Consider the following 24,429-nt stretch of genomic DNA (forward strand, 5'->3'; position numbering starts at 1 on the left):
GGCAGGTCTGTAAAAAACGAAAAGGCTGATCATCTTTTCGACGATCAGCCTCACATATTTATTCCTTTGCGCCAGCCGCTTGCAGGTTGGCTTTTTCTTCTTCGACGTATCGGTTGCGCGGATGCTCGCGGCACTCGTCGGAGCAGGAGCGCTTGTATTTGACTTCACACTCGGTGCAGCAGAAGTGCTGCTTGTTGCAGAACGGGTTGGCACAGTTGACATAGCGGTCTTCCGGCTTCCCGCAGTAGTAGCAGGAACTGATCACGACATCTTCTTCTGTCTGGTTGATCTTGACGGAGATGCGCTCGTCGAATACGTAGCACTTGCCGTCCCACAGACGTCCCTTCACCTCAGGGTCTTTTCCGTAAGTGACAATGCCGCCATGAAGCTGGTACACCTCTTCAAAGCCTTCCTTCATCAGAACACCGGTCAATTTTTCACAGCGGATACCGCCTGTGCAGTAGGTGAGAACCTTTTTGTCCTTGAATTGGCTCATGTTCTCGCGAATCCACTCGGGAAACTCGCGGGAAGATTCGACTTTCGGACGAATCGCTCCGCGGAAGTGGCCAAGCTCGTATTCGTATTCATTGCGGCCGTCCAGTACGACGACGTCGTCACGCTGGAGCATTTCATAAAATTCTTTCGGGCTCAAGTATTTTCCGGTCAGTTCAGTCGGATGGAAATCATCCTTGAGACGCCAGGTTACCAATTCTTTTTTCGCACGAACGAACATCTTTTTGAAAGCGTGTCCGTCGGCTTCATCTATTTTAAACCAGATGTCCGCAAAACGCGGATCTTTTCGGACAAATTCCATGTAAGCGTCGGTTTGTTCCACGGTTCCGGAAACAGTTCCGTTCAATCCTTCAGGGGCAACGATGATGCGTCCCTTCAGGCCGAGTTCTTTACAAAAAGCGAGATGCTCAGCTGCATACTCCTCGTAATTGTCGAGATGGACATACTTGTAGTAAAGCAAAACGCGATACGGTTTTTGTACTTGCAATGTACAATTCACCCTTTCCAGTCTATTTGATTTTAATGGTGCAACCGTGATTATAGCACAGGTAAAAAGATTTTGCTGAGAAAAAGGCTGGATGGAAGTGATTTTTTTTTGACAATCGACTCTGATTGTGAAAGTGGAGAGGAAAACTTGGCAGCATGTGGAAACGAAAAGGAGGGTGGCTTGCGTCTAAGCCTATGAAGGCAATTGCAAGCCATTGGAAAGCTTAGAAATATAAGCCGGCGATACTTTTTCGTACATGTGGGGGGATAGCGCACATGAAGTCAGACAAAAAGGAAAACACGGAAAATAGGAGAGGGAGACTTGGTCAGGATGAGCCGGAAGTAACGGCAAAGCGGCAGAGGACGATAAAGCCGATCCTCTATGCGCTCGCAATCATCGTCCTGCTTGCACTGGCGAATCTCGCTTTTTCATCGATCGCAAACAAGGAGGACGAAGCGCAAGCGACAAATGCTCCTCTAGCGGATGCTCCGACGTTTGCCGTCGACTTTCTCAACGCCAAAGGATACAAGATCGAAGCCAGCCAAGGTTTGGTCTCCTCGTACACCTTAACAAAGGATTATCTGGCTAATGACGGGAGCCACGCATGGGCTTATCAGGCAGTAAACCCCGATGATTATCTGGGAAAAGAAATCAGCCTGTACAGGTTCATCGTATCCAACCATCCGCTCGATCTGGAGCTTCCGAATGACGAATACGACAAGACAGTCATCGTCTTGATGACCAGCGGCACTGAAGTAATCGGCGGCACCTCTATGCCGGACTCAAAAGAACCATTGGCAGGCGGTCCCTACAGCCTCGACGGGAAGACGCTGGAGGAAGTGACCGGGCTTTCGTTCCCGGAGTGGAGGGAAAAGTGGACACAGAAATACGGATCGCGTAAGTATATCAGTGAGTAAATCGAACCCGCTTCTACATTTTTGGTAGAGGCGGTTTTATTGTCTGCTCCTGAAACGAAAGGGACATTCAAGCATAGCGATGACAAGTCAACCAGAAATGAGACTCTTGTCCTGTATCTTTTTTCTTCGTCTTGTGGTACATACACGCAGAGATGGATGTAATCAATATATAGTATTTGATTTGTCGAAAAATTTAATCCCTTGCTATATATAGTGGTCTCTTGTACACTGATAAAAGGTTTTGAGACTCAAAATCTACCAAATATTGATCCCGTCATTATACCCAATTCTACCAGAGAGAAAATTACGGGGGAGTAAGGAGTTGCGGCATGAACGCTGTTACCACCATTCAAATAGTGAAACGAAACGGAGAGCAGGAAGACCTGCGCATCGACAAGCTGAAAAAAGTGATCGGCTATGCTTGCAAGGACTATCCGGCATGCGATCCGCTTGAGCTGGAGATGGATGCTTGCATTCAATTTCGCGATGGGATGACCACCAAAGAGATTCAGCGGATCGTGATGCAGACCGCTGTGGAAAAGACCAGCGTGGAAACTCCGGAATGGCAATTCGTGGCAGCCAGACTGCTCGCTTACGATTTGTACAAAGACGCAGCGATCAATCGCGGATACCGCGGCCATTTTGGCTACGGCGACTTTACTGAGTTGGTACATACATTGACTGAAAAAGGACTGTACGGTTCGTATTTGCTGGAAACGTACAGTGATGAAGAGATTCAAGAGCTGCAGGCTTATCTAAAGCCGGAGAGGGACGAGCTGTTCAACTACGCCGGACTTCGCCTGCTGGCTGACCGCTATTTGATCAAAGACTACGACAAAGGGGTCATGGAGCTGCCCCAGGAGCGGTTCATGATCATTGCGATGCACCTGGCGATGAAGGAGCAGGACAAGCTGAAACACGCCAAGGACTTCTACGACATCTTGTCCAAGCTGGAGATCACCGTCGCCACGCCGACGCTCGCCAACGCGGGAACGCCACATCACCAGCTGTCGTCATGCTTCATCGACACGGTAGATGACTCTCTCTCAGGAATTATGAATACGGCCGGTGCGACCTCCATGGTCTCCAAATTCGGCGGCGGTGTCGGCATTTATCTGGGGAAAGTGCGCAGCCGCGGCTCGTCCATTCGCGGACACAAGGGAGCTTCCGGCGGCATTGTGCCGTGGACAAGGCTCTACAACCAGATTGCGATCAGCGTCGATCAGCTCGGTACACGGGCAGGAGCATTCGCTATCTACCTGGATGTATGGCATGCAGACATCCTCGACTTCCTCTTGCTTAAAACAAACAACGGAGACGACCGGATGAAAGCCCATGATATTTTCCCGGGCGTGTGCATTCCCGACCTGTTCATGGAGCGCGTAAAAGAGCGGGGCATGTGGTATTTGTTCGATCCGCATGAGGTTCGCGAGGTGATGGGTTTCTCTCTGGAGGACTCCTACGGTGAAGAGTTCGCCCGCCGCTACGAGCTGTGCGTCCAGGAAGAGAAGCTGACGATCAAGACGGAGATACCGGCCATTGAGATCATGAAGCGCATCATGGCCAGCGCTTTTGAAACGGGAACGCCGTTCATCTTTTTCCGCGATACGGTAAACAGAGCAAATCCAAACAAGCATGCAGGCATGGTGTACTCCTCCAACCTCTGCACGGAGATCATGCAGAACATGAGCCCGACCGTGTTCGTCAGCGAAGAGCTGGAGGACGGAGAGGTCGTATACCGTTACAGACCGGGCGATTTCGTCGTCTGCAACCTTTCCTCGCTGAATCTGGGACGCTTGCAATCAACAGAGGACATTGCCCGAATCGTCCCGATCCAGATGCGGATGCTGGACAATGTGATTGATTTGAACTACTATCCGGTAAAGCAGGCGGAAGCCACCAACCAGAAATACCGTGCGGTGGGTCTCGGAACGAGCGGCTACCATCAGTACCTGGCACAAAACGGAATCAAGTGGGAGAGCGAAGAGCACATAGAGGCGGCCGACAAGCTGTACGAGGAAATTGCTTATCAAGCGATTAAAACATCGATGGAGCTGGCACGCGAAAAGGGAACGTATCGCGTATTTGAAGGCAGCGAATGGCAGACCGGAGAGTACTTCGAACGGAGAGGCTACACGGATGAACGGTGGACTTCGTTGAAAGAGGATGTCGCCCGGTACGGCATGCGCAATGCCTGGACCTTTGCCGTGGCGCCGACGGGCACGACCAGCCTGATCGCTGGCTCCACAGCGTCTACCGATCCGGTTTACGCAAAGTTTTTCGTAGAGGAAAAGCGCAGCGGAAACATCCCGCAAACGGCGCCGAATCTGAATGAAAACACATTCTTTTACTACAAGGAGGCCCATCGCATCGATCAGCAGTGGTCGATCCGTGCAGCCGGAGCGAGACAGGTCCACATTGACCAGGCCCAATCGTTCAACCTGTACATCACGCCGCAAATCACAGCGCCCGAATTTCTCGACCTGTACATACAGGCGTGGGAAAACGGATTGAAGACGATTTACTACGTCCGCAATCAATCTGTTGAAGTAGAGGACTGTGTAAGCTGCTCGGCATAACAAACAAAATCAAAAGAGCAAACCTGACTCCCCGGTCCGACAGGCCGGGGACGTTACTTGCTCATAGGAGTGTGAACACGCATGCAACTGGAAAAAAAGCGTTTATTCAATGAAGAAGGCCAGCGCGGCACGCAGCGCATGATCGGCGGAAACACCACCAACCTAAGAGAGTGGAACCGGATCAAGTATCCGTGGGCTGCCAAGCTGTATCGGACGATGCTCAACAACTTCTGGATTCCGGAAGAGGTGCCGCTCGCAAACGACGCCAAGCAATTCGACTCGCTCTCTCCGGCCGAGCGAAGGGCTTTTGACAAGACGATCTCGTTCCTGAACTTTTTGGACTCGCTCCAATCGGTCAATTTGCCGAACATCTCCGACTATGTGACGGCGCCGGAGGTCTGCTCCCTATTGAATATCCAGACATTCCAGGAGGAGATTCACGCGCAGTCGTACAGCTACGTACTGGATTCGGTATGTTCCCCGCAAACGCGAGACAATATTTACGACGAATGGCGCAATGACGTTCACCTGATGGAGCGAAACAAGTTCATCGCCGATTTGTACCAGCAGTTCGTCGACAATCCGAATGACGTGAACTTCGTCAAAACCGTAATCGCCAACTACTTGCTGGAATCGCTCTATTTTTACTCCGGCTTCTCTTTCTTTTACACGCTGGCGCGTCAAGGAAAAATGACGGGAACCGCGACGATGATCAAATACATCCAGCGGGACGAGCTTACACACGTGGTGTTGTTCCAGAACATGTTCCGCGAGCTGCGGGCAGAGAACCCGGATATCTTTACGCCTGAATTGATCGAAGAGCTGCGCGGCATGTTCCATACGGCTGCCTCTCACGAAATCCGCTGGGGACAGTATGTGACCAACAATGAAATTCTCGGAATCAACAACGACATTTTGGAGCGCTATATCAAATATTTGGCCAACCAGCGTCTAAAAGGACTCGATTTGGAGATTCTGTACCCTGATCACCTGGAGCACCCGATGAAATGGGTAGACAGCTTCGCCAACCTGAATCAAACCAAGACCGACTTCTTCGAGCAAAAGGTGACCAATTATACTAAATCGAGCGGATTGAACCTGGGCGACCTCTAATCCGCACCAGTCAGCAAAGGAGAGACGAGAAATGACAAACACGTTTAAACGGCCTGTGGCTCCTGTGAAGATCAAACAACTGCATGCAGATGCCGTCATTCCGAGATACGCCCGTGCCTTCGACGCGGGATTTGATCTTGTAGCAGTCGAAGATGTGATTATTCTGCCAGGGGAGACAGCCAAAATTCCGACCGGGCTGGCCTTTGCCCTGCCCGATGGATATGAGCTGCAGGTTCGCCCGCGTTCCGGAATCAGCGCAAAGTCAAAGCTGCGGATCAGCAACGCTCCAGGTACTGTTGATGCCGGCTACCGCGGGGAAGTATGCGTCCTGATCGACAATATCCGCACACCGTCTGGCGAGAGCGGCAAAACGTGTATGGACGTCAGCGACAAGCCGGTTGAAGTAGATCGGGAAGTGGACCGCCACGCCTATCTCATCCGCAAGGGAGACCGGATCGCGCAGGGAGTGCTGGCGATTGTGCCGATAGCTGACTTCGAGGTAGTGGAGGAGCTGGACGAAACTGAACGCGGAGCGGGCGGCTTCGGCAGCAGCGGCGTACAGTAGGAGGAAAGAATAGATAGATGAAAAGACCCTGAAGACGGCAGGATGCCTATTGGACATCACTGCCTGCTCCAGGGTCTTTTTCTCCCTCGGGGTGTTGTTCTTTATACGTGCGAGGCAAGGTACTTCCGGATCTTCTCCATGTCCTCGTCCGTCAGAGAGGTGCCATCCGCTTTTACAAATACGCAGGGACCATACACCCAGTCGAGGAAACCGTCTGTCGTGACCGGAAAATTGTTCGCTGCCACTCCGCGCAAGTCCTCGTTTACGAGCAGAGATACTCCGTCCAGACGATCATCCGCAAGCACCTCGAAGTCGCCGCCGACGAGCCGGGTGACATCGTCGGTATCCTTGATTTGTATCGGGGCGACATCCTCGTGGGGATGTTTGATCAAAACGGTAATCACACCAATCAACTCCTTCTTTCTATCATCATAAACGATGCGGCTGACGGAAGCGAGAGTGAGTAATTATCGGTAGATTCAGACAAAGGGCCCGAACCGTCATCTGTGGTACAATAATGAAAAAACTGGAAGGACGAGCGAGAGAGATGCAACTGGTATCCATCAATGTGGGCAAGCCGCAAACGGTCATGCATAATGGCAAAGAAGTAAGTACGGCAATTTGGAAATACCCCGTCACGGATCGCAGATTTCTGGATTGGGAACAGCTCGACGGGGACGGACAAGCCGATCGCCGCTTTCACGGCGGCAAGGACAAAGCATTGATGGTGTACAGCTACGATCATTATTCGTTCTGGGAGGAGAAGCTTGGTCAGGAGCTGGCTCCCGGTGCATTTGGTGAAAATGTGACAGTTCGCGGGTTGGACGAGTCCACCGTGTCTATCGGCGACATTTTTCAATTGGGTGAGGCAGTCGTGCAGGTAAGCCAGCCGAGGCAGCCCTGTTTCAAACTGGATGTACGGCTGCAGCGCAGCGACATGGTCTCGCTCATTCAACAGACAGGGTACAGCGGCTTTTATATGCGCGTGCTCGAGACGGGAATGATCGGCCAGGATATGGAGTTTCGTCTGCTGGAGAATAGCAGTCATAACGTGACGGTCGCTTTTATCAATCAGATCAAGTACCACAAAAAGGACAATCTGGAGGCCATTCGGCGGATTTTGGCGGTGAAAGAGCTGGCTGACAGCTGGCGGCCTTCGCTGGAAAAGCGTTTAACAACATAAGCGGTTCATGAACAAAGCTGGCATTTGCCGGCTTTTTTTTATTTTCGGGCTAGGTCCGATGAACGGCGCCCAAGCGTCAGACATACGGTAAAATTGGCGGGCTGCGAACACATTGGCGGGCTGAGAGCACAAAGATTGGGCGATTGGACCAAAACAAGTTGACACAAAGTAGGCAGTAGCCACAATACAATGAATTATATTCCGATGCATTTACTGAGAATTAGAAAAGGAGAAAGTCAGATGAGTGGACGTTATTGGTTTTTGCGACCCGTTTCTGTGTATGCAGTAGCCATTGTTTTGTGTCTTGGTCTGATTGGATGCACAGCCTCGAATTCGGCAACAGACAGCAAACAACAGACACAGGTGGAGCTGCTCAATGTGTCCTATGATCCGACGCGTGAGCTGTATCAGGAGGTCAACCAGCGATTCGCCGAGTACTGGAAGACAAAGACAGGGCAAACCGTCACCATCAAACAGTCGCATGGCGGCTCCGGCAAGCAGTCGAGGTCTGTTATCGACGGATTGGAAGCGGATGTGGTCACTCTCGCGCTGGCCTATGATATCGATGCCATCGCTGAGCGGGGATACATGCCCAAGGAGTGGCAGAGCAGGCTGCCGGATAACAGCTCTCCATACACCTCCACGATCGTGTTTCTTGTGCGAAAAGGGAATCCCAAGCAGATCAAGGATTGGGATGATCTGGTCAAGCAGGACGTGTCCGTCATCACACCCAATCCCAAGACCTCAGGCGGGGCCCGTTGGAACTACCTGGCAGCATGGGGCTATGCCTTGAAGAAAAACAATGGGGATGAAGGGAAGGCCAAGGACTTCGTGAACCGCCTGTTCAAAAACGTTCCCGTCCTGGATTCCGGCGCACGCGGCTCGACCACCACTTTTGTCGAGCGGGGTATCGGAGATGTCCTCATCGCCTGGGAAAACGAAGCCTATCTGGCCATCAATGAACTGGGGAAAGACAAGTTTGACATCGTCAATCCTTCGCTCAGCATACTGGCCGAACCTCCTGTCGCCATAGTCGACAAGAACGTCGACAAGCGTCAAACTCGTGAGCTGGCGACGGAATACCTTCAGTTTCTGTATACAAAAGAAGCACAGGAAATTGCCGCCAAGCATTACTACAGGCCCCGCTTAGCCGAAGTGAAAGCGGCCCACCAGCCGCCGTTCCCCGAAATTGAGCTGTTTACCATCCAGGAAGTATTCGGAGGCTGGGCCAAAGCGCAGCAGGTTCATTTCGCAGACGGAGGCGTTTTTGATCAGATTTATCAGGCCCAAAAAGAGTGACGGAACAGCTATTGATCCTTCACTTCCGTTGCTGCAAGGGGGCTGCTTTGCAAAGAAAACAAACTGTCAACCTGCGGGAGAGTCAACCATGGGAAAACGTATGAAATCAAAAGGAATCTTACCGGGCTTTGGGCTTACCATTGGGTACACGCTGGTCTACCTGAGCCTGCTTGTCTTGATCCCTCTTTCGATCCTTTTTCTCCAGACAGCCAGCATGACCTGGGAGCAGTTTTGGCTGACGGTGACGGACCAGCGCGTCCTCGCTTCCTTTCAGGTCAGCTTTTTGACCGCCTTTTTTGCAGCTTGCATGAATGCAGTATTTGGGGTGCTGGTCGCATGGGTGCTGGTACGGTACCACTTCCCGGGAAAACGGTTCATTGACGGTATCGTCGATCTGCCGTTTGCCCTGCCGACAGCAGTAGCCGGTATCGCCCTTGCCTCGATATATTCGGAGAACGGCTGGATCGGTCAGTTGTTTGCGGCGTGGGGGATGAAAATCGCGTATACGCCTGTCGGGATATTTGTCGCTTTGACCTTTATCGGACTCCCCTTTGTCGTCCGGACGGTACAGCCTGTTCTTCAGGATTGGGACCGCCAGGTAGAGGAAGCCGCTGCCACCTTGGGAGCATCCCGGCTGCAAACGTTCCTGCGCGTGATTCTTCCTCATTTGCTCCCGGCGATCCTGACCGGCTTTGCCCTGGCCTTTGCCCGCGCCTTGGGCGAATACGGCTCCGTCGTCTTCATCTCGGGCAACATGCCGTTCCAGACCGAAATCGTTCCGCTTTTGATCATGACAAAGCTGGAGCAATTCGACTATACAGGAGCGACGGCGATCGCTTCGGTCATGCTCGTCGCGTCCTTTTTCATGCTGCTGGTGATCAACTTTTTTCAGTGGAAGACGAACAAATTGGATGCTGCACGATAGGAGGGATATGGATTGACTGATACGAGCGAACCCGGGTATGTTCGCTGGCTCTTGATTGCAGTAGCCTTGATCTTCATGGGATTGTTTCTGGTCGTTCCGCTGATTGCCGTCTTTTCCGAAGCTTTCAGCGAGGGAATCGGCTTGTTTCTCCAGGCTGTAAAAGAGCCGGATACCCTTTCTGCCGTCAAGCTTACGCTGCTGACTGCGGCGATCAGTGTCCCTGCCAATGTTGTTTTCGGCGTGGCCGCGGCTTGGGCCATTGCGAAGTTTTCCTTTCGAGGCAAAAACCTGCTTTTGACGCTGATCGATCTGCCTTTTGCCGTGTCTCCAGTCATTTCCGGCCTGATATTTGTTCTGCTGTTCGGCACGCAAGGAGTTCTCGGCCCTTGGCTTGCAGCGCATGATATCAAGATTATTTTCGCTGTTCCGGGAATTGTTTTGGCGACAACCTTTGTGACCTTTCCCTTTGTGGCGAGAGAGTTGATACCGGTGATGGAAGCGCAAGGGAAGGATGAGGAGGAAGCGGCGATCTCGCTTGGAGCAAGCGGTTGGCAGACCTTTTGGCGGATCACCCTGCCCAATATCAAGTGGGGGCTGTTATACGGAGTCATTTTGTGCAATGCCCGGGCGATGGGGGAATTTGGAGCGGTATCCGTCGTCTCGGGGCACATCAGGGGCATGACCAATACACTGCCGCTCCACGTGGAGATTTTGTACAACGAATATCAGTTTGTCGCCGCGTTTGCTGCCGCTACCTTGCTCGCTGTCCTGGCGTTGGTCACGCTCGTCTTGAAAAGCCTGATCGAGTGGAAAACGGAAGGACAGCAGCGAGAAAACGAGGCGTTGCCGGAAATCATAAGGGAGGCCAGCGCATGAGTATTGAAATTTGCGGCATCAGCAAGTCATATGGAAGCTTTACTGCACTGCGCGACGTTCAGCTGGAGATTCCGACAGGACAGCTGGTCGCTCTCTTGGGGCCTTCTGGTTCCGGCAAAACAACGCTACTGCGATTGATCGCGGGGCTGGAGCCAGCCGATTCAGGCCAGGTGTTTTTCAACGGAGAGGACCATACACATCGTGACGTGCGGGAACGGGGAGTGGGATTTGTCTTTCAGCACTACGCCCTGTTTCGGCATATGGATATTTTTGACAATATCGCCTTTGGACTGACTGTCCGGCCGCGCAAGCAGAGGCCGACCAAGGCGGAGATCAAAGAACGGGTTCACTCATTGCTGCGTCTGGTGCAGTTGGAAGGGCTTGCGCATCGGTACCCTTCGCAATTGTCCGGGGGGCAGAGACAACGAGTGGCGCTGGCGAGAGCGCTGGCCGTGGAGCCAAAATTTTTGCTGCTGGATGAGCCGTTCGGTGCCCTCGATGCAAAAGTGCGACAGGAGCTCAGACGTTGGCTGAGACGGCTGCACGAAAAGCTGGGACTGACGATTGTCTTTGTCACGCACGATCAGGAAGAGGCGTTGGAGCTCGCGGACCGGGTCGTGGTGATGAACGAGGGGAGAGTCGAGCAGACCGGTTCGCCCCAGGAGGTCTACAATAATCCCTCAAATCCGTTTGTGTACAGCTTCCTCGGGCGCGTCAACTTCTTTCGCGGGCGGATTGCAGACGGCAAGGTGAAGCTGGGAGAGGCGGAATTTCCTGTGGATTGGGCATCAGAGGATGACAATGTGCCGGCGGTCGGCTACGTAAGGCCGCACGATGTGGATGTTAGTCGGTCGCCGCAAAATCCGCAGTCCGTGTCGGCGGAGCTGATCTACGTTTACAATCTGGGCTCTGTAGTCCGCCTTGAGCTAAGACGGATGGATACGGGGGAAATCTTCGAAGCCGAAATGAGCCGGCGCCGCTTTGCAGAACTTTCCCTCCAGTCCGGCGATTTGCTGTATGTACACCTGAAGCATGTTGCCTTTTACGTGGGCGGACATCTGATCCATGCGTAGACATGAAATGAAGGGACAGACAATGACACAAGCCATGAAGAAATGGGCAACAAACGAACGGTACCGACGATTAGAAAAAATGACACCCGAACAAAAGTCAGCCGGTCTTTTTTTGATAGACCGGCTTTTCCTGTTCTGCTTGCAGAGCGTTGCTAGGCCAGGCAGCAGAGATTGCTACTCTCCGCGCTGCTTGGAACGAGTCTCTTCTTTGCTGATCGTATTCGAAGCTCGTGTCTGAGAAGGATTTTCCTTGTTTCCCATTTCATTTTTTACGCCGTTTTTCTTTGACATGACTTAGGTCCTCCTTTCGAAAAACCGTTGTGGGTCCATGCATAGCTTTCCCGAGAAAGGCCATCTCTATCAACGGAAACCTCCTTTTCCGGATTGTCTTGAAAAGCTGTAAAACAAACGGGGAGAGGCGGTCCCTTCTCAACTTGCGATATTTTGCGAAAAGTCTTCTTTTCTGATATGATTAGTGTTTGAATGAGTGAAAAAAGGCAGGTATTGTGATGATAAGTACTCAGAATGTTACATTGCGCTACGGAAAACGCGCATTGTTTGAAGATGTAACCATCAAGTTTACGCCCGGCAACTGTTATGGTTTGATCGGTGCCAACGGTGCCGGCAAATCAACCTTTTTAAAAATCCTCTCCGGTGAAATCGAGCCTACCAGCGGACATGTTTCGATCACGCCGGGAGAGCGGATCGCCGTTTTGAAGCAAAACCACTTTGAATTCGATGAATTTGAAGTACTCAAAACAGTGATTATGGGTCACCGCCGTCTGTACGAAATCATGGAAGAAAAGAACGCGCTGTACATGAAAGAGGATTTTTCTGAAGCGGACGGCATGCGCGCATCCCAGTTGGAAGGCGAGTTTGAAGAGCTGAACGGGTGGATGGCCGAAGCGGATGCGGCTGAGTTGCTGACAGGTCTCGGAATTCCTGCAGAACTGCACGACAAGCAGATGAAGGACCTGCAGGGCAACGAGAAAGTACGGGTTTTGCTCGCACAAGCCCTGTTTGGCAATCCGCACGTCCTGCTCCTGGACGAGCCGACGAACCACCTGGACATCGAATCGATCCGCTGGCTGGAAAACTTTCTGGCCGATTACGAGAACACCGTCATCGTCGTATCCCATGACCGCCACTTCCTGAACAAGGTTTGTACGCACATCGCGGATATCGACTTTGGCAAAATCCAGCTGTACGTCGGCAACTACGACTTCTGGTACGAATCCAGCCAGCTGGCGCTGAAAATGGCCCGCGAACAGAACAAGAAAAAAGAAGAGAAAATCAAGGAGCTGCAAGAGTTTATTGCACGCTTCAGCGCCAATGCGTCCAAGTCGAAGCAGGCGACCTCGCGGAAAAAGCTGCTGGAGAAAATTTCTTTGGAAGACATCAAGCCGTCCAGCCGCCGTTATCCGTACATCAATTTCAAGCCGGAGCGGGAGGCGGGCAAGAATCTCCTGATGATCGAAGGCCTCAGCAAAACGCTCGAAGGCGAGAAGCTGTTTGAAAATCTGAATTTGACCATCAACAAAGGGGACAAAGTCGCGTTCGTCGGACCGAATGAGCTGGCCAAAACGACCTTGTTCCGCATCCTGATGGGAGAGGTCGAAGCAGACAGCGGTACGTTTGAGTGGGGAGTGACGACCTCCCAGGCGTACTTCCCGAAAGACAACTCGGAGTATTTCAATACGGACCTGTCCTTGGTCGATTGGCTGCGCCAGTACTCCAAAGAGCAGGATGAAACGTTTATCCGCAGCTATTTGGGCCGGATGCTCTTCTCCGGCGACGAGTCGCTGAAGAAAGCGAACGTCCTGTCCGGTGGAGAAAAAGTCCGCTGCATGCTGGCGAAAATGATGCTGGCCCAGGCCAACGTGTTGATCATGGATGAGCCGACCAACCACTTGGATCTGGAGTCGATTACGGCTTTGAACAATGGCTTGATCGAATACGACGGAACACTTCTGTTCGTTTCCCATGACCATCAATTCGTACAGACGATTGCAAACCGGATTATCGAATTTACGCCAAAAGGCATCATCGACAAGATGATTACGTACGATGAATACCTGGAAAGCGAAGAAATCCAGCGGCTTCGCGAGCAACACTACGCGTAAGACGATTGAGCAAATGCAAAAACCTCTGGTCTGAGTTAGGCCAGAGGTTTTTTGATTTTCCGGAAGGTTTCATTGCAGAGCCTTGTCATTTCATCGTGTGAACCTGTCAGTTATTCCAGAACGCGAAACGGACGGCATCTTTACACCACCGGGCTGTCTTTGTAAGCGGTCAAAGCGATACGAAATAACAGTTGATCATGACCTTTCTCGGGGTGAAGTCCAGTCAAATCCCGGATGATCTGCAGCCTGTATTTGACTGTGTTTTTATGGACGTACAATTTCTTGGCAGCTTCGGCGTGATTGCCATCGCAGGCCAAAAACATACGGAGGGTGTCGATCAGCTGGCCCTTGCGCTCCCGGTCGTATTCGGCCAGCGCGGACAGGCACTCATCAGCCAACTGGCGGGCTTCTTGATCGGGGGACTCGGCAAACAAAATACGCTCGATGCCGAGTGACGAAAATTGGCGGATCGTCAGGGCAGATTTTGCACCCGCGACGGAATTGGGCGGGGCACCTTCTCTCGCAGCCCGACAGCTGATCACCGCTTCATGGTAGCTCTGGGCAATGCCACCCAAGCCGGGATAGGAACGGCCAATACCGATGGACATGGAGCGCTGCCTGTTTTTCTGTATCAACATCTCCAGGCTGGCGAGCAGCTCTTCGGAAGGCTGAACCACCGTATCAGCCTGCACCGGAAAGAGCAGCAATATCCGATGCTCGCGATCCAGCCCGCACAAGATCGGGGGCCGATGGGTTTCCCAGTGGTTCCGAATTGTCTCAAGCACAGCTTCATGCTCACTCCAGGCCTTCATGTCGCTGGCGGAACCGGCTGTAGCCTGCATGACAGAAGCTACATAGCGGTCCGCCAGCTCCCAATCGAGCTCCTCCGCCTTGCGTATGAGCAGGTCAGTCGATTGCTCTTTTCCGGATACAAGAAGCTGGAGAAAATCATTGCGAAAACGCTGGTACGTCGATACGACGGTGTAGTGACGCTCGATTTCCAGCGAAAGCAGGGCAGCTGTCTGTTCCAGCGCAACGTTTTCCCAGGGAAACAGCTCGCGTGTGACGTTCCACAGGACAACAGCTCCCTCCCGGCGATTGTTATGTACAAGCCAGCGAATGAGATGCTGGTCGCGATAACGGGACAGTTGCGAGTGCATCCGGGCGTTTCGGGTCGATGTCAGCAATTCTTCCAGTCCGGGCGAATGTTCGATAGGGGCAGGCACATGCCAATTCCATTTGGGGGTTCTGGCGTAAATACTGACAGGCGTTTGCAGGATATCGTGGAGCAGCTCGGCCAAATTTTCGACACTGCCGTTTCTGGTGAGATGGCGGTGAAACACCTCGTAGATGGCATGGGTCCGATCCAGCTCCTCCCGCTGCTTGGCGTTTATGTAGTGCGCGACAGGGATAATGATGTCCGACCAGGCCTTGTCCATCGGAAAGGAGAGGATCGGCATCTGCCTTTCGTTGGCCCGCTCTATGACGCGGGCGGGGAGCTCGTCGATGTATCGGCCCAGCTTGATGGCAAAGCCGGGGGTGCCGATCTCGGCCAGCTCGTCAATTAGCCGCAGCAGCCTTGCTTCGCGCGTCTGCCTGTCTGTGACAAACGGATAGCCGGTTGTCAGGACAAATTCGCCTTTGTGAAGCCACTTGTATCCGTCGGGGGAATCAAACGACGTAACGGCGATAAGCTCTTTGTCCAAAAAGGATTCGCCTGCCAGCACGGCATTGGGTCCCCAGCCGACGACAGAGATGAGTTCACGTACGGTTATCATGCGATCCCTCCACATGTTTAGTAAATGGAACAAAAAAACCATCCGCTTTCTGGAAACGTGGACAAAGGAAAAGATTGAATCTTTCGATAATAATACCATACATGTTCGATCGGCCGATCGGCAAGCAACCAACATCCATTTGATTGGGGGTAGGGTGAGTGAAAGCGAAGGATTGGTTGGGGTTCGTACCGTTCGTTGGGATGCTCGGCGGAATCCCGTTTGTGAACCGCGTCGAGCCTTATGTTTTGGGGATGCCTTTCGTTCTTTTCTGGATCGTGATGTGGGTCGTTTTGACCTCGGGCATCATGGCCCTTGTCAACAAGCTGGACCCGGTCAACAGAGAGGAGGAAGAAGGATGAACCATGCGCTGTTAATCATCTTCGCATCCCTGCTTGCCGCTCTTTATTTCGGCATTCGCGCCCAAAAGGGAAAAGACATGAACATGGAGCAGTGGACCGTAGGCGGACGCGGCTTTGGCACGATCTTCATCTTTTTGCTGGTGGCAGGCGAAATCTATACGACCTTCACCTTCCTCGGGGGCAGCGGATGGGCCTATTCCAAGGGAGCTCCGGCCTACTATGTGCTTGCCTACATCTCGCTCGCATACGTCCTCTCCTATTGGCTGCTTCCTCCCATCTGGCGGTACGCCAAGGAACACAAGCTTGTTTCCCAGTCCGATTTTTTTGTAAGCAAATACAAAAGCCCGGTTCTCGGCATCCTCGTTGCGACTGTCGGCGTACTCGCGATCATTCCTTATCTGGTCCTCCAGTTTAAAGGGCTGGGAATCATCGTCTCGGAAGCATCATACGGCTCCATCTCTCCCTCTGCGGCTGTATGGATCGGCGTGCTCGCCGTGACCGCCTACGTCATGATCTCGGGCATACACGGCTCGGCCTGGACTGCGGCCATCAAGGACATCATGATCTTCTTTGTCGTGGTCTTTCTCGGTCTGTACCTGCCGTATCATTACTATGGAGGCATCAGGCCGATGTTCGAAGCCGTTCACGCTGCCAATCCCGGTTTCCTGACCTTTCCCAAAGAAGGAATGAGCATTTCCTGGTTTATCTCGACTGTCCTGTTGACGGTGCTGGGCTTTTACATGTGGCCGCATACGTTCGGTTCCATTTTTTCGGCGAAAAGCGCCCGTGTATTCCGAAAAAACACCGTCATGCTTCCGCTCTATACGCTGATGCTGCTGTTCGTCTTTTTCGTCGGCTTTACCGCAATCCTGCAGGTGCCAGGCCTGAAAGGAGCAGACGGCGATTTGTCGCTTCTCCGGCTGTCGATCCAGACCTTTGACCCGTGGATCGTCGGACTGATCGGCGCTGCCGGTTTGCTGACAGCGCTCGTTCCGGGCTCGATGCTGCTGATGACGGCGGCGACCCTTCTTTCGAAAAACGTGATCAAGGTTCTGCTGCCAAGTGTGGGCGACAAGCAGCTTCCCTGGCTTGCCAAAAGCCTGGTGCCGGTTTTATCGCTGATCAGCCTGTACTTTACGCTCAGCGGAGGAGATACGCTCGTCACCCTGCTGCTGATGGGGTACAGCCTCGTTACACAGCTATTTCCCGCTCTGCTGTTCTGCGTGCCTGCACGTCCGCTCGTCAACAAATACGGCGCTTTCGCCGGAATCGCGAGCGGGGTGTTGACCGTCGCTTATGTGACTATCGCCCAGGTCAGTGTCGGGACGCTGTTTCCCTCGCTGCCCTCTGTTGTCAAAGACCTGAACGTCGGAGTAATCGCTCTTTTTATCAACCTGGTTGTCATGTTCGCGGTGCATGTCATTACGCAGCGTATCGTTCAGGCGAGAGAGAAAGATGCCATCGCCGGAGACGAAACACACCAGCCGGTATAAGCTAAAAGGAGGAGACTTTTTTATGGCAGATACAGTATTTCTCAACGGACAAGTGATCACGGTAGATCGGTACGAACGCATTGTGGAGGCGGTTGCTGTCAGCGGCAACCGTATTTCGGCAGTGGGCACGAATGAAGAAGTCAGCAAATACATAGGCCCGCTGACACGGGTAATCGATTTGGAAGGCAAAAGCTTGCTGCCCGGTTTTATTGATTCCCATCTGCACATCACCATTTACGGGACCAACAAGCTGGGCGTCGACTGCAAGGCAAGAGGAATCGACTCGATCGAAGACCTGCTGGAAGCCTTGCGGGAGCAAGCATCCCGCACACCGGAAGGAAAGTGGGTGCGGGCCTGCGGTTTTGACGAGAACCGTATGCGCGAAAAGCGGTTCCCGACTCGCCAGGAGCTGGACAGCGTTTCGGAAAAGCATCCGGTCTTTGTCATGCGGACCTGTGCCCATCACTCCATCGTCAATACGGAAGCGCTAGGCAGGGCAGGGTTTGACGAGCATACGCCCGATCCGCAGGGGGGCAGATTGGACCGTGATGAACAAGGAGTACTAACAGGGCTGCTTGTGGAGACGGCGCATATGCAAATGTTTGAGGCTGCTGCCTTTTCGGAGGAGGAGTACCGGGAAGGGCTTCGACTCGCCTCCGAAGACTTTGTCGCCGCGGGAATCACGAGCGTGCACGATGCAGGCGGGTACGGGCCGGACAATTTGCGGGCCATGCAAAAGGCCGTACAGGCCGGCGATGTCAAGGTGCGCATCTATGCGATGATTTGCGCGCTAAATCAATCGGACGCCTTTGTCCGCAAAGTCATCGATGCCGGGATTGTCACCGGTCTTGGGGACGAGCGCTTCCGAATCGGACCGGCAAAAGTGTTCGTCGACGGTGCCAGCATCGCACCGACAATGGCGATGCGCGAGCCGTTTGCGAGCAGGCCGGGGGACAGCGGAATCCTCTACTATTCCCGGGACGAATTGAATAGGATTTTGGGAGAAGCGCATGAGAAGGGATTCCAGATTACAGCCCACGCTCAGGGAGACCGGGCCATTGAGCTGCTGCTCGCCTGCTTTGAAGAAGCGCTCGAAAAGCATCCTCGCCAGAACCATCGCCATCGGATCGAGCATGCTGGCGTATCCGCCCCTGATCTGGTGCAGCGGATGGCAAAGCTGGGTGTCATTCCGACACCGAATCCGGCCTTTTTGTACGAGTACGGGGAGAGCTATCTGAAGAATCTCGGAGAACGCTCGGCATACATGTATCCGGTCGGTGACTTCTTCCGGAATGGCATCATCGCCGCGGGTGCATCCGATTGTCCGGTAACAGGCTATTCTCCTCTCGTCGGCATCCATGCCGCTGTCAATCGCAAGAGCAGAAACGGGGCAACGGTAGGAGAGCAGCAAGCAGTCAGCGTCATGGACGCCATCAAAATGTTTACCATTCACGGTGCGTACGCCAGCTTTGAAGAAGGGCTGAAAGGGAGCATCGAAGCGGGAAAGCTGGCCGATCTGGTCGTCGTCAACGGGAGAATGCTGGATGTGCCGAAGGAAGCCATCAAGGATTTGCAAGTTAGCCTAACGATGATTGACGGAGAGGTCGTGTATGCCAGTCAGGAAGCCATGGCGAAGTAAGCACCTCTTTCGTCCATTCCTTTCGTGAAAAACGGCAAACCGTTCTTTTGCGAGAATCAAAAGGAGGTCGCGGAAAATGAACGTGGAGACCAGGCAGCTCCAGATCAATCAGGAGCGCTTGAAGCAAAGGATTGAGGCATTGGCCCGGATCGGCAAGATCGGGGAAACAGGAGTATGCCGTCTGGCCCTTTCCCCGGAGGACCGGGCGGGAGTGGAATTGGTCAAAAGCTGGATGGAGGAAGCAGGACTTTCCGCCCGAATCGACCAGTTCGGCAACCTGATCGGTCGGCTTGAGGGACAAAACCCGGCTGTTCCCGTGCTGATGATCGGCTCCCATATCGATTCGCAGCCGTATGGAGGGCGATTCGACGGGACGATCGGCGTATTGGGCGGGCTGGAGGCTGTTCAGACACTCAAGGAACAGGGACTGCGGCCAGAGCAGACGATTGAGGTCGTCGCCTTCTGCGATGAGGAGGGCTGTCGTTTTCAAAAGGGCTTGTTCGGGTCGCGGGGGATACTCGGCAAGCTGGAGGAAGGCGAGCTTGCGCGTACGGACAAAAACGGCGTGTCCCGGAGCCAAGCGCTGCAGGAATTCGGCTGTGACCCCGAGCGCCTGCAGGAGTCTGTCTATCCCGAAGGCAGCATCGGCGCTTTTTTGGAGCTTCATATTGAACAAGGACCGATCCTCGATCAGATTGAGGAGCCTGTAGGCATCGTCAGCGGCATCTCCGGTCCGCTTTGGTGGACGGTCGAGTTTGAAGGCTTTGCCGGTCACGCCGGTTCTGTACCGATGCGGATGAGAAAGGATGCATTGGTAGGGGCGGCCAAAGTCATCACGGCCTTGCATGAAATTGCCAAATCCGACCCGGAGGCTCCAACAGTGGGGACCGTCGGCCATCTGGAGGTATTTCCCGACTCGCGCAATATCATCCCGGAGCGCGTTCGCTTTTCCATCGATCTCAGGGATATCGACCTTTTGAGACGCAATCAGCGGGAGCGGGAATTGCGGGCCGCGATCGAGCAGGCCGCACAAGAAGGTGGACTTCGTTATACGATTACGGAGGATACCAACAGCGAACCCCGGTACTGCGCCGACTGGATCAAAGCGATCATGCGGGAAGAGAGCGGCGCTCTGGGATTCAATCCTCCCGAGCTGATGAGCGGCCCCTTCCACGATGCCCTGGCGCTTTCGTACGTCTGTGATTACGGCATGATTTTCGTCCGCTGCAAAGACGGTATCAGCCACAATCCGCAGGAGTTTTCGACGTATGAAGATATTGCGCTTGGCACCGAGCTGCTGTACCGGACCGTTGTTCGAATGGCGGCAAACAAATAACGATTCGGCTCAAACGGCCTTCTGACAAAAGAGAAGGCCGTTTCTGCTGCCAGAAAAGGAGCCTGGTTTACTTGTGTGAACCTTAAAATCTGGTACAAAAGAACCGATACGGAAGAGAGAGTTGCGAGCCAAGGTGTCAGCGAAGGCATCGTCTTGCATTTTAGCTGCAAATAAGAGAGACTTTACCCGCTTTTTTTGCTATCATTTACCGTATATCTACGTACTTAGCTGCGTGCTGCAAGGAGGTTTCCCATGAAGATGCGCGTTTCTGCCGTGCAGTATCATCTGCATACCATTCATAGCTTTGAGGAGTTTGCCAATCAGGTTGAGCATTACGTAAAGACGGCTGAGGAGTATGAAACCGAGTTTTTGCTGTTTCCCGAGCTGTTCACGACCCAGTTGATGTCCATCGGAGACGGGCAAGGAAACGCGCTGACGATCAATGACCTCCCGTCGTTTACGGAGGCGTACATACATTTGTTTACCACGCTGGCACAGCGTCATCAGATGCATATCGTCGGGGGCACGCACATTATCCAGGAAAACGGGCGTCTGTACAATACGGCGTTCCTGTTTTACCCTGATGGCCGCGTCGGTCAGCAAAAAAAGATTCACATCACGCCTTGGGAGATCAAAGGCTGGAATATGGGCGCCGGCGACGACCTGCACATTTTTGAGACAGACAAGGGCAAAGTGGCGATGATCATCTGCTATGACATCGAGTTTCCCGAACTGGTGCGGATGGCGAAAGCCCGTGGCGCCGACGTGATATTCTGTCCATCCTGCACGGACGATCGCCACGCGTTTCACCGCGTCCGTTACACCAGCCATGCCCGAACCATCGAGAACCAGGTGTACGTGGTTGTGACGGGAACCGTGGGATCGCTGCCGACAGTCGACTTCATGCGGGCGAATTTTGGGCAGGCGGCAGTGCTCACGCCAAACGACATTCCATTCCCGCCGCAGGGCGTCCTTGTCGAGGGCGAGCTCAACAACGATATGCTGGTGACAGCGGATTTGGACCTGCAGCTGTTGTATGACGTAAGGGAAAAAGGCTCCGTCACGACCTGGCGCGATCGCAGGATCGATTTGTATCCCGATTGGAAATAGAGGTGCAGCCGTGTATCGGAAAGAACTTTTTGTGTTTCACGAGGACAAGCCGGCCAAAGCCGTGATTCGCAACTACACACGAGAGGATTATGCGGAGCTGATCCGCATCCAGCAGGAGAGCTTTCCTCCGCCGTTTCCCTCCGAGCTGTGGTGGAACGAAGAGCAGCTGACCAATCATGTCACACTGTTTCCGGAAGGTGCGATCTGCATCGAGGTGGAGGGCGTACTGGCAGGCTCGATGACGAGTCTGCTCGTTTCCTACGATCCGGAGCATCCGGACCACACCTGGGAGGAAGTAACCGACTCCGGGTACATCCGCAATCACGATCCTGACGGAAATACGCTGTATGTCGTGGATATTTGCATACGCCCGGCTTACCGCAAATGGCGGCTTGGGATGAGCATGATGCAGGCGATGTATGAATTGGTCGTACACAGAGGATTGGAGCGGCTGCTCGGGGGTGGCCGCATGCCCGGATATGGGCGGCATGCGTCTGGGATGTCGGCGGAAGCGTACCTGGAAAAAGTAGTGAAGGGCGAGCTGAAGGACCCTGTGATCAGCTTTTTGATGCGCTGCGGCCGTACGCCTGTAAAAGTAGTGGCCAATTATTTGGAAGACGAGGAATCGCATAACTATGCCGCGTTGATGGAATGGAAAAATCCATTTCGTTCTCGGCCAGCGGACCCGTTCATAAAATAGGAGAGAAATTGGGAGGAAGCACACATGCAGTATGTTCGCATTCAAAACATTTCGGACCCGCTATTTGCAAGCATGCACCGGCTCATGCAGGAAGTATTTCCGCCAGAGGAAGTGCTGGACTTTGACCTGTGGAAGGAGCCGCTTGAGGACCCGGGCATCCGTGTGTTTGTCGCTGTAGTGAACGGAGAAGTGGTTGGCGCCACCGAATACCGTTACTATACGGACCTGAACGTAGCAATGACCGACTTCACGATCATCGGCCGTGAAGGTTTGGGAATTGGCCGTTTCCTCGCCCGCGAGCGCCAGAAGGATTTGATGAATCTGGCTAAGGAAAACGGAAAAGAGCTGTACGGCATGTTTGCCGAAATTTACGACCCGTATCGGGTACAAGAGCATGCGTTTGGCGGGATCAAGCCGATGGACCCGTTCGTACGCCGGGAGGTGCTCTCCCACCTGGGCTACAAGCGGATTGATTTCCCTTATGTTCACCCGTCCTGGCAAAACGATGGCGAAGCCGTTGCAGGCCTGGACTTGTGCTTCATGCCGACAAATGAGGACCAGCAGGAGCTGGAAGCGTCTCTCGTGAAGACCTTTTTGACGAGGTACTACGCTGTGCTGCCGCAAAAACCGAAAGCGTGGCATGATATGGTGGAAGACCTGGCCGGACGCGAAACCCTGGCGCTTCGTCCGATTTAGCCAACGCGCTGCATCGACTCCTGGAAAGCGATCATGCTTCCCGGGAGTCTTTTTCCATAAACATGCGGGATTCTAGCGGATAGAAGGGGAAAAACGGTGAAAAAGCAAAATTGGGCATCGATTATACTTTATCTGGCGGTCCTTTTCCAATTGCTCGATATGAGCGGGTGGCTGGACGCTTCGCTGACACAGCCTGTACAGCTCGCCACGCTCGTTCTCATGCTGACCGCGATCCTGACTTTGCGCAAAAAGAAACGGAAGCGCAAAAAAGCTGCCGGGAAGCCTCCTGCGGAAGTAGACCTGATGCTGGATCGGGCGCAGGAAGGAGGCATCGAAAAATGAAGGATCACACGCTCATACAGGCGATTCTGGACGCTTCTCATGACGGAATTATCGCGGTAGACCAAAACTCGACGGTCATCTGGGTGAACAAGAACGCCCTGGAAATTCTCGGCCTGCCGCCGCATATCGTCGGGGAAAAGATCACGCGGTACATTCCCCATTCCGACATGCTCCGCATTCTGGCTACAGGAAAGCGGGAGATCGGCGATATCGCAACCGTGTTGAACCGCCAAATCATCATCAACCGTTTGCCCATTTCCATAGACGGTGACATTGTCGGGGCTGTCAGTACGTTTAAAGAAATCACCGATATTCAGAAAATGGAGCTCCGCATCCGCAAGCAGAGCATGGAAAGCGGTCTGGAAGCAAAATACCGACTCGAAGACATCGTCGGCCAGTCCAGCGCGATCCGAGAAGCGAGGGAGCTGGCGGAGACCTTCGGAATGACCGATGCGACCGTTCTGATACTCGGTGAGACCGGAACCGGGAAGGAGCTGTTTGCACAAGGAATGCATCTCTGCAGCCAGCGGGCAACGGGGCCGTTCGTCGCTGTCAACTGTGCGGCGCTGCCGGGGAACCTCCTGGAGAGCGAGCTCTTCGGCTATGAGGATGGGGCCTTTACAGGGGCCCGCAAAGGCGGCAAGCCGGGACTGTTTGAGCTGGCTCACGGAGGAACGCTCTTTTTGGACGAAATCGGCGAGATGTCCCTGCCTATCCAGGCGCTGCTATTGCGCGTACTGCAGGAGAAAAAAGTGCGCCGGATTGGGGGAGAGCGAATTTTTCCCGTAGATGTCCGGATCATTGCAGCGACAAACCGCGACCTGGAGGAGCTGATCGGCAGGATGGAATTTCGCTCTGACCTGTACTACCGGCTCAATGTCCTGACCTTGGAGCTCCCGCCCCTGCGCCAGAGGCCCGATGACATTCCCGCCCTTGTCTGGTCGATGATCCGCGAGATCGAAGAGAGAGATGACAGATGCATCGTAGAAGTGAGCGAGCAGGTGTTTGAGCTGTTTGCCAAACACGATTGGCCTGGAAACGTCCGGGAGTTGCGCAATGTAGTGGAGAGAATGGTGCTGCTCTGCAAGGGAGGCCGCCTGGATTTATCCGATGCTGCTTTTTTTGCGAAGAAAGTGCAGCGCGGCAGGAAGGTGCAGGATATTCAGCCAGCCATTGACGAAGCAGATTTGATCCGCCGCGTTTTGCAAGAGACAAAAGGAAATCGGGCGGAGGCGGCGAAAATACTGGGGATGGATCGGACAACGCTTTGGCGGAAGCTAAAAAAATACGGGGTGATGCTGCCTTAGTGGATGGGGAATGAGG

General features: G+C 53.4%; 22 protein-coding genes. 19 read left to right on the plus strand and 3 right to left on the minus strand.

The window, feature by feature from the left end; translation table 11 throughout:
• Window positions 1–58: 58 nt before the first annotated feature.
• Window positions 59–1,000, minus strand: coding sequence for a rhodanese-related sulfurtransferase (locus NST96_RS12870; RefSeq protein ID WP_024985028.1), 942 nt, complete (start codon window positions 998–1,000; stop codon window positions 59–61).
• 275 nt (window positions 1,001–1,275) lie between these two features.
• Here NST96_RS12870 and NST96_RS12875 point away from each other — a divergent pair, with 275 nt between their 5' ends.
• The 4 genes from NST96_RS12875 (at window position 1,276) to NST96_RS12890 (ending at window position 6,174) form a co-directional block, all read left to right on the plus strand.
• Complete coding sequence (locus NST96_RS12875) at window positions 1,276–1,917, plus strand: hypothetical protein (protein ID WP_227278026.1); 642 nt, start codon at window positions 1,276–1,278, stop codon at window positions 1,915–1,917.
• A 329-nt stretch (window positions 1,918–2,246) separates the two neighbouring features.
• Window positions 2,247–4,496, plus strand: coding sequence for a ribonucleoside-diphosphate reductase subunit alpha (locus tag NST96_RS12880; protein ID WP_003386998.1), 2,250 nt, complete (start codon window positions 2,247–2,249; stop codon window positions 4,494–4,496).
• A gap of 81 nt (window positions 4,497–4,577) precedes the next feature.
• Window positions 4,578–5,609 carry a ribonucleotide-diphosphate reductase subunit beta gene (locus NST96_RS12885; RefSeq protein ID WP_003386996.1) on the plus strand — a complete coding sequence of 344 codons (1,032 nt, stop codon included), beginning with the start codon at window positions 4,578–4,580 and terminating at the stop codon, window positions 5,607–5,609.
• 31 nt (window positions 5,610–5,640) lie between these two features.
• Window positions 5,641–6,174 carry a deoxyuridine 5'-triphosphate nucleotidohydrolase gene (locus NST96_RS12890; RefSeq protein WP_003386995.1) on the plus strand — a complete coding sequence of 178 codons (534 nt, stop codon included), beginning with the start codon at window positions 5,641–5,643 and terminating at the stop codon, window positions 6,172–6,174.
• 101 nt (window positions 6,175–6,275) lie between these two features.
• Here the strand turns inward: NST96_RS12890 and NST96_RS12895 are convergent, their stop codons facing one another.
• A complete protein-coding gene (locus tag NST96_RS12895; protein ID WP_003386994.1) occupies window positions 6,276–6,578 on the minus strand; it encodes a hypothetical protein in 303 nt (100 codons plus the stop codon).
• Between the two features lie 143 nt (window positions 6,579–6,721).
• On the opposite strand from NST96_RS12895, the gene NST96_RS12900 reads away from it, so the two are divergent.
• The 6 genes from NST96_RS12900 to NST96_RS12925 all read left to right on the plus strand — a co-directional run bounded on the left by NST96_RS12900 (window position 6,722) and on the right by NST96_RS12925 (window position 13,653).
• On the plus strand, window positions 6,722–7,357 hold the full coding sequence (locus NST96_RS12900) for an MOSC domain-containing protein (protein ID WP_039071334.1): 636 nt from the start codon (window positions 6,722–6,724) through the stop codon (window positions 7,355–7,357).
• Window positions 7,358–7,597: 240 nt separating this feature from the next.
• Entirely contained in the window at window positions 7,598–8,656 is a 1,059-nt protein-coding gene (locus NST96_RS12905; protein WP_003386992.1) for a sulfate ABC transporter substrate-binding protein, read from the plus strand.
• A gap of 88 nt (window positions 8,657–8,744) precedes the next feature.
• Window positions 8,745–9,581 carry a sulfate ABC transporter permease subunit CysT gene (gene cysT, locus NST96_RS12910; protein ID WP_003386991.1) on the plus strand — a complete coding sequence of 279 codons (837 nt, stop codon included), beginning with the start codon at window positions 8,745–8,747 and terminating at the stop codon, window positions 9,579–9,581.
• Window positions 9,582–9,593: 12 nt separating this feature from the next.
• The gene (cysW, locus tag NST96_RS12915) at window positions 9,594–10,457 is read left to right on the plus strand and encodes a sulfate ABC transporter permease subunit CysW (RefSeq protein WP_031933284.1); all 864 of its coding nucleotides are present in this window, start codon (window positions 9,594–9,596) and stop codon (window positions 10,455–10,457) included.
• Window positions 10,454–11,530, plus strand: a complete 1,077-nt coding sequence (locus tag NST96_RS12920; protein WP_227278027.1) for a sulfate ABC transporter ATP-binding protein — start codon at window positions 10,454–10,456, stop codon at window positions 11,528–11,530. The genes cysW and NST96_RS12920 overlap by 4 nt, the downstream gene beginning before the upstream one ends.
• Window positions 11,531–12,039: 509 nt before the next feature.
• The gene (locus NST96_RS12925; RefSeq protein WP_003386987.1) at window positions 12,040–13,653 is read left to right on the plus strand and encodes an ATP-binding cassette domain-containing protein; all 1,614 of its coding nucleotides are present in this window, start codon (window positions 12,040–12,042) and stop codon (window positions 13,651–13,653) included.
• 140 nt (window positions 13,654–13,793) lie between these two features.
• On the opposite strand, the gene NST96_RS12930 is transcribed toward NST96_RS12925, so the two are convergent.
• Entirely contained in the window at window positions 13,794–15,431 is a 1,638-nt protein-coding gene (locus NST96_RS12930) for a PucR family transcriptional regulator ligand-binding domain-containing protein (RefSeq protein ID WP_341072916.1), read from the minus strand.
• A gap of 158 nt (window positions 15,432–15,589) precedes the next feature.
• Between NST96_RS12930 and NST96_RS12935 the strand changes: the two genes are divergently transcribed.
• The 9 genes from NST96_RS12935 (at window position 15,590) to NST96_RS12975 (ending at window position 24,413) form a co-directional block, all read left to right on the plus strand.
• The gene (locus NST96_RS12935; protein ID WP_003386984.1) at window positions 15,590–15,790 is read left to right on the plus strand and encodes a DUF3311 domain-containing protein; all 201 of its coding nucleotides are present in this window, start codon (window positions 15,590–15,592) and stop codon (window positions 15,788–15,790) included.
• Window positions 15,787–17,283 carry a sodium:solute symporter gene (locus NST96_RS12940; protein ID WP_003386983.1) on the plus strand — a complete coding sequence of 499 codons (1,497 nt, stop codon included), beginning with the start codon at window positions 15,787–15,789 and terminating at the stop codon, window positions 17,281–17,283. The genes NST96_RS12935 and NST96_RS12940 overlap by 4 nt, the downstream gene beginning before the upstream one ends.
• Window positions 17,284–17,305: 22 nt before the next feature.
• On the plus strand, window positions 17,306–18,922 hold the full coding sequence (locus tag NST96_RS12945; RefSeq protein ID WP_342406492.1) for an amidohydrolase: 1,617 nt from the start codon (window positions 17,306–17,308) through the stop codon (window positions 18,920–18,922).
• Window positions 18,923–18,998: 76 nt separating this feature from the next.
• Window positions 18,999–20,258: a M20 family metallo-hydrolase gene (locus NST96_RS12950; RefSeq protein WP_122958568.1), complete on the plus strand. Its 1,260-nt coding sequence runs from the start codon at window positions 18,999–19,001 to the stop codon at window positions 20,256–20,258.
• Between the two features lie 252 nt (window positions 20,259–20,510).
• Entirely contained in the window at window positions 20,511–21,368 is an 858-nt protein-coding gene (locus tag NST96_RS12955; RefSeq protein ID WP_122958569.1) for a carbon-nitrogen hydrolase family protein, read from the plus strand.
• Window positions 21,369–21,378: 10 nt separating this feature from the next.
• Window positions 21,379–22,068 (plus strand): GNAT family N-acetyltransferase, encoded by a 690-nt coding sequence (locus NST96_RS12960; RefSeq protein ID WP_039071322.1) that lies wholly within the window; start codon window positions 21,379–21,381, stop codon window positions 22,066–22,068.
• A 24-nt stretch (window positions 22,069–22,092) separates the two neighbouring features.
• Entirely contained in the window at window positions 22,093–22,764 is a 672-nt protein-coding gene (locus NST96_RS12965) for a hypothetical protein (RefSeq protein ID WP_024985039.1), read from the plus strand.
• A 96-nt stretch (window positions 22,765–22,860) separates the two neighbouring features.
• Window positions 22,861–23,106, plus strand: coding sequence for a hypothetical protein (locus NST96_RS12970; protein WP_003386977.1), 246 nt, complete (start codon window positions 22,861–22,863; stop codon window positions 23,104–23,106).
• On the plus strand, window positions 23,103–24,413 hold the full coding sequence (locus tag NST96_RS12975) for a sigma-54-dependent Fis family transcriptional regulator (protein WP_024985040.1): 1,311 nt from the start codon (window positions 23,103–23,105) through the stop codon (window positions 24,411–24,413). The genes NST96_RS12970 and NST96_RS12975 overlap by 4 nt, the downstream gene beginning before the upstream one ends.
• The last annotated feature ends 16 nt before the right edge of the window (window positions 24,414–24,429 follow it).

The sequence above is a fragment of the Brevibacillus sp. FSL K6-2834 genome, from assembly GCF_038592925.1.
GTDB classification, from domain to species: domain Bacteria; phylum Bacillota; class Bacilli; order Brevibacillales; family Brevibacillaceae; genus Brevibacillus; species Brevibacillus borstelensis.

Excerpts from the sequence above, each read along its gene's own strand:
- NST96_RS12875 (WP_227278026.1), top strand. The coding sequence starts at position 1,276 with ATGAAGTCAGACAAAAAGGAAAACACGGAAAATAGGAGAGGGAGACTT.
- NST96_RS12880 (WP_003386998.1), top strand. The coding sequence starts at position 2,247 with ATGAACGCTGTTACCACCATTCAAATAGTGAAACGAAACGGAGAGCAG.
- NST96_RS12885 (WP_003386996.1), top strand. The coding sequence starts at position 4,578 with ATGCAACTGGAAAAAAAGCGTTTATTCAATGAAGAAGGCCAGCGCGGC.
- NST96_RS12890 (WP_003386995.1), top strand. The coding sequence starts at position 5,641 with ATGACAAACACGTTTAAACGGCCTGTGGCTCCTGTGAAGATCAAACAA.
- NST96_RS12900 (WP_039071334.1), top strand. The coding sequence starts at position 6,722 with ATGCAACTGGTATCCATCAATGTGGGCAAGCCGCAAACGGTCATGCAT.
- NST96_RS12905 (WP_003386992.1), top strand. The coding sequence starts at position 7,598 with ATGAGTGGACGTTATTGGTTTTTGCGACCCGTTTCTGTGTATGCAGTA.
- cysT (WP_003386991.1), top strand. The coding sequence starts at position 8,745 with ATGGGAAAACGTATGAAATCAAAAGGAATCTTACCGGGCTTTGGGCTT.
- NST96_RS12920 (WP_227278027.1), top strand. The coding sequence starts at position 10,454 with ATGAGTATTGAAATTTGCGGCATCAGCAAGTCATATGGAAGCTTTACT.
- NST96_RS12925 (WP_003386987.1), top strand. The coding sequence starts at position 12,040 with ATGATAAGTACTCAGAATGTTACATTGCGCTACGGAAAACGCGCATTG.
- NST96_RS12930 (WP_341072916.1), bottom strand. The coding sequence starts at position 15,431 with ATGATAACCGTACGTGAACTCATCTCTGTCGTCGGCTGGGGACCCAAT.
- NST96_RS12940 (WP_003386983.1), top strand. The coding sequence starts at position 15,787 with ATGAACCATGCGCTGTTAATCATCTTCGCATCCCTGCTTGCCGCTCTT.
- NST96_RS12945 (WP_342406492.1), top strand. The coding sequence starts at position 17,306 with ATGGCAGATACAGTATTTCTCAACGGACAAGTGATCACGGTAGATCGG.
- NST96_RS12950 (WP_122958568.1), top strand. The coding sequence starts at position 18,999 with ATGAACGTGGAGACCAGGCAGCTCCAGATCAATCAGGAGCGCTTGAAG.
- NST96_RS12955 (WP_122958569.1), top strand. The coding sequence starts at position 20,511 with ATGAAGATGCGCGTTTCTGCCGTGCAGTATCATCTGCATACCATTCAT.
- NST96_RS12965 (WP_024985039.1), top strand. The coding sequence starts at position 22,093 with ATGCAGTATGTTCGCATTCAAAACATTTCGGACCCGCTATTTGCAAGC.
- NST96_RS12975 (WP_024985040.1), top strand. The coding sequence starts at position 23,103 with ATGAAGGATCACACGCTCATACAGGCGATTCTGGACGCTTCTCATGAC.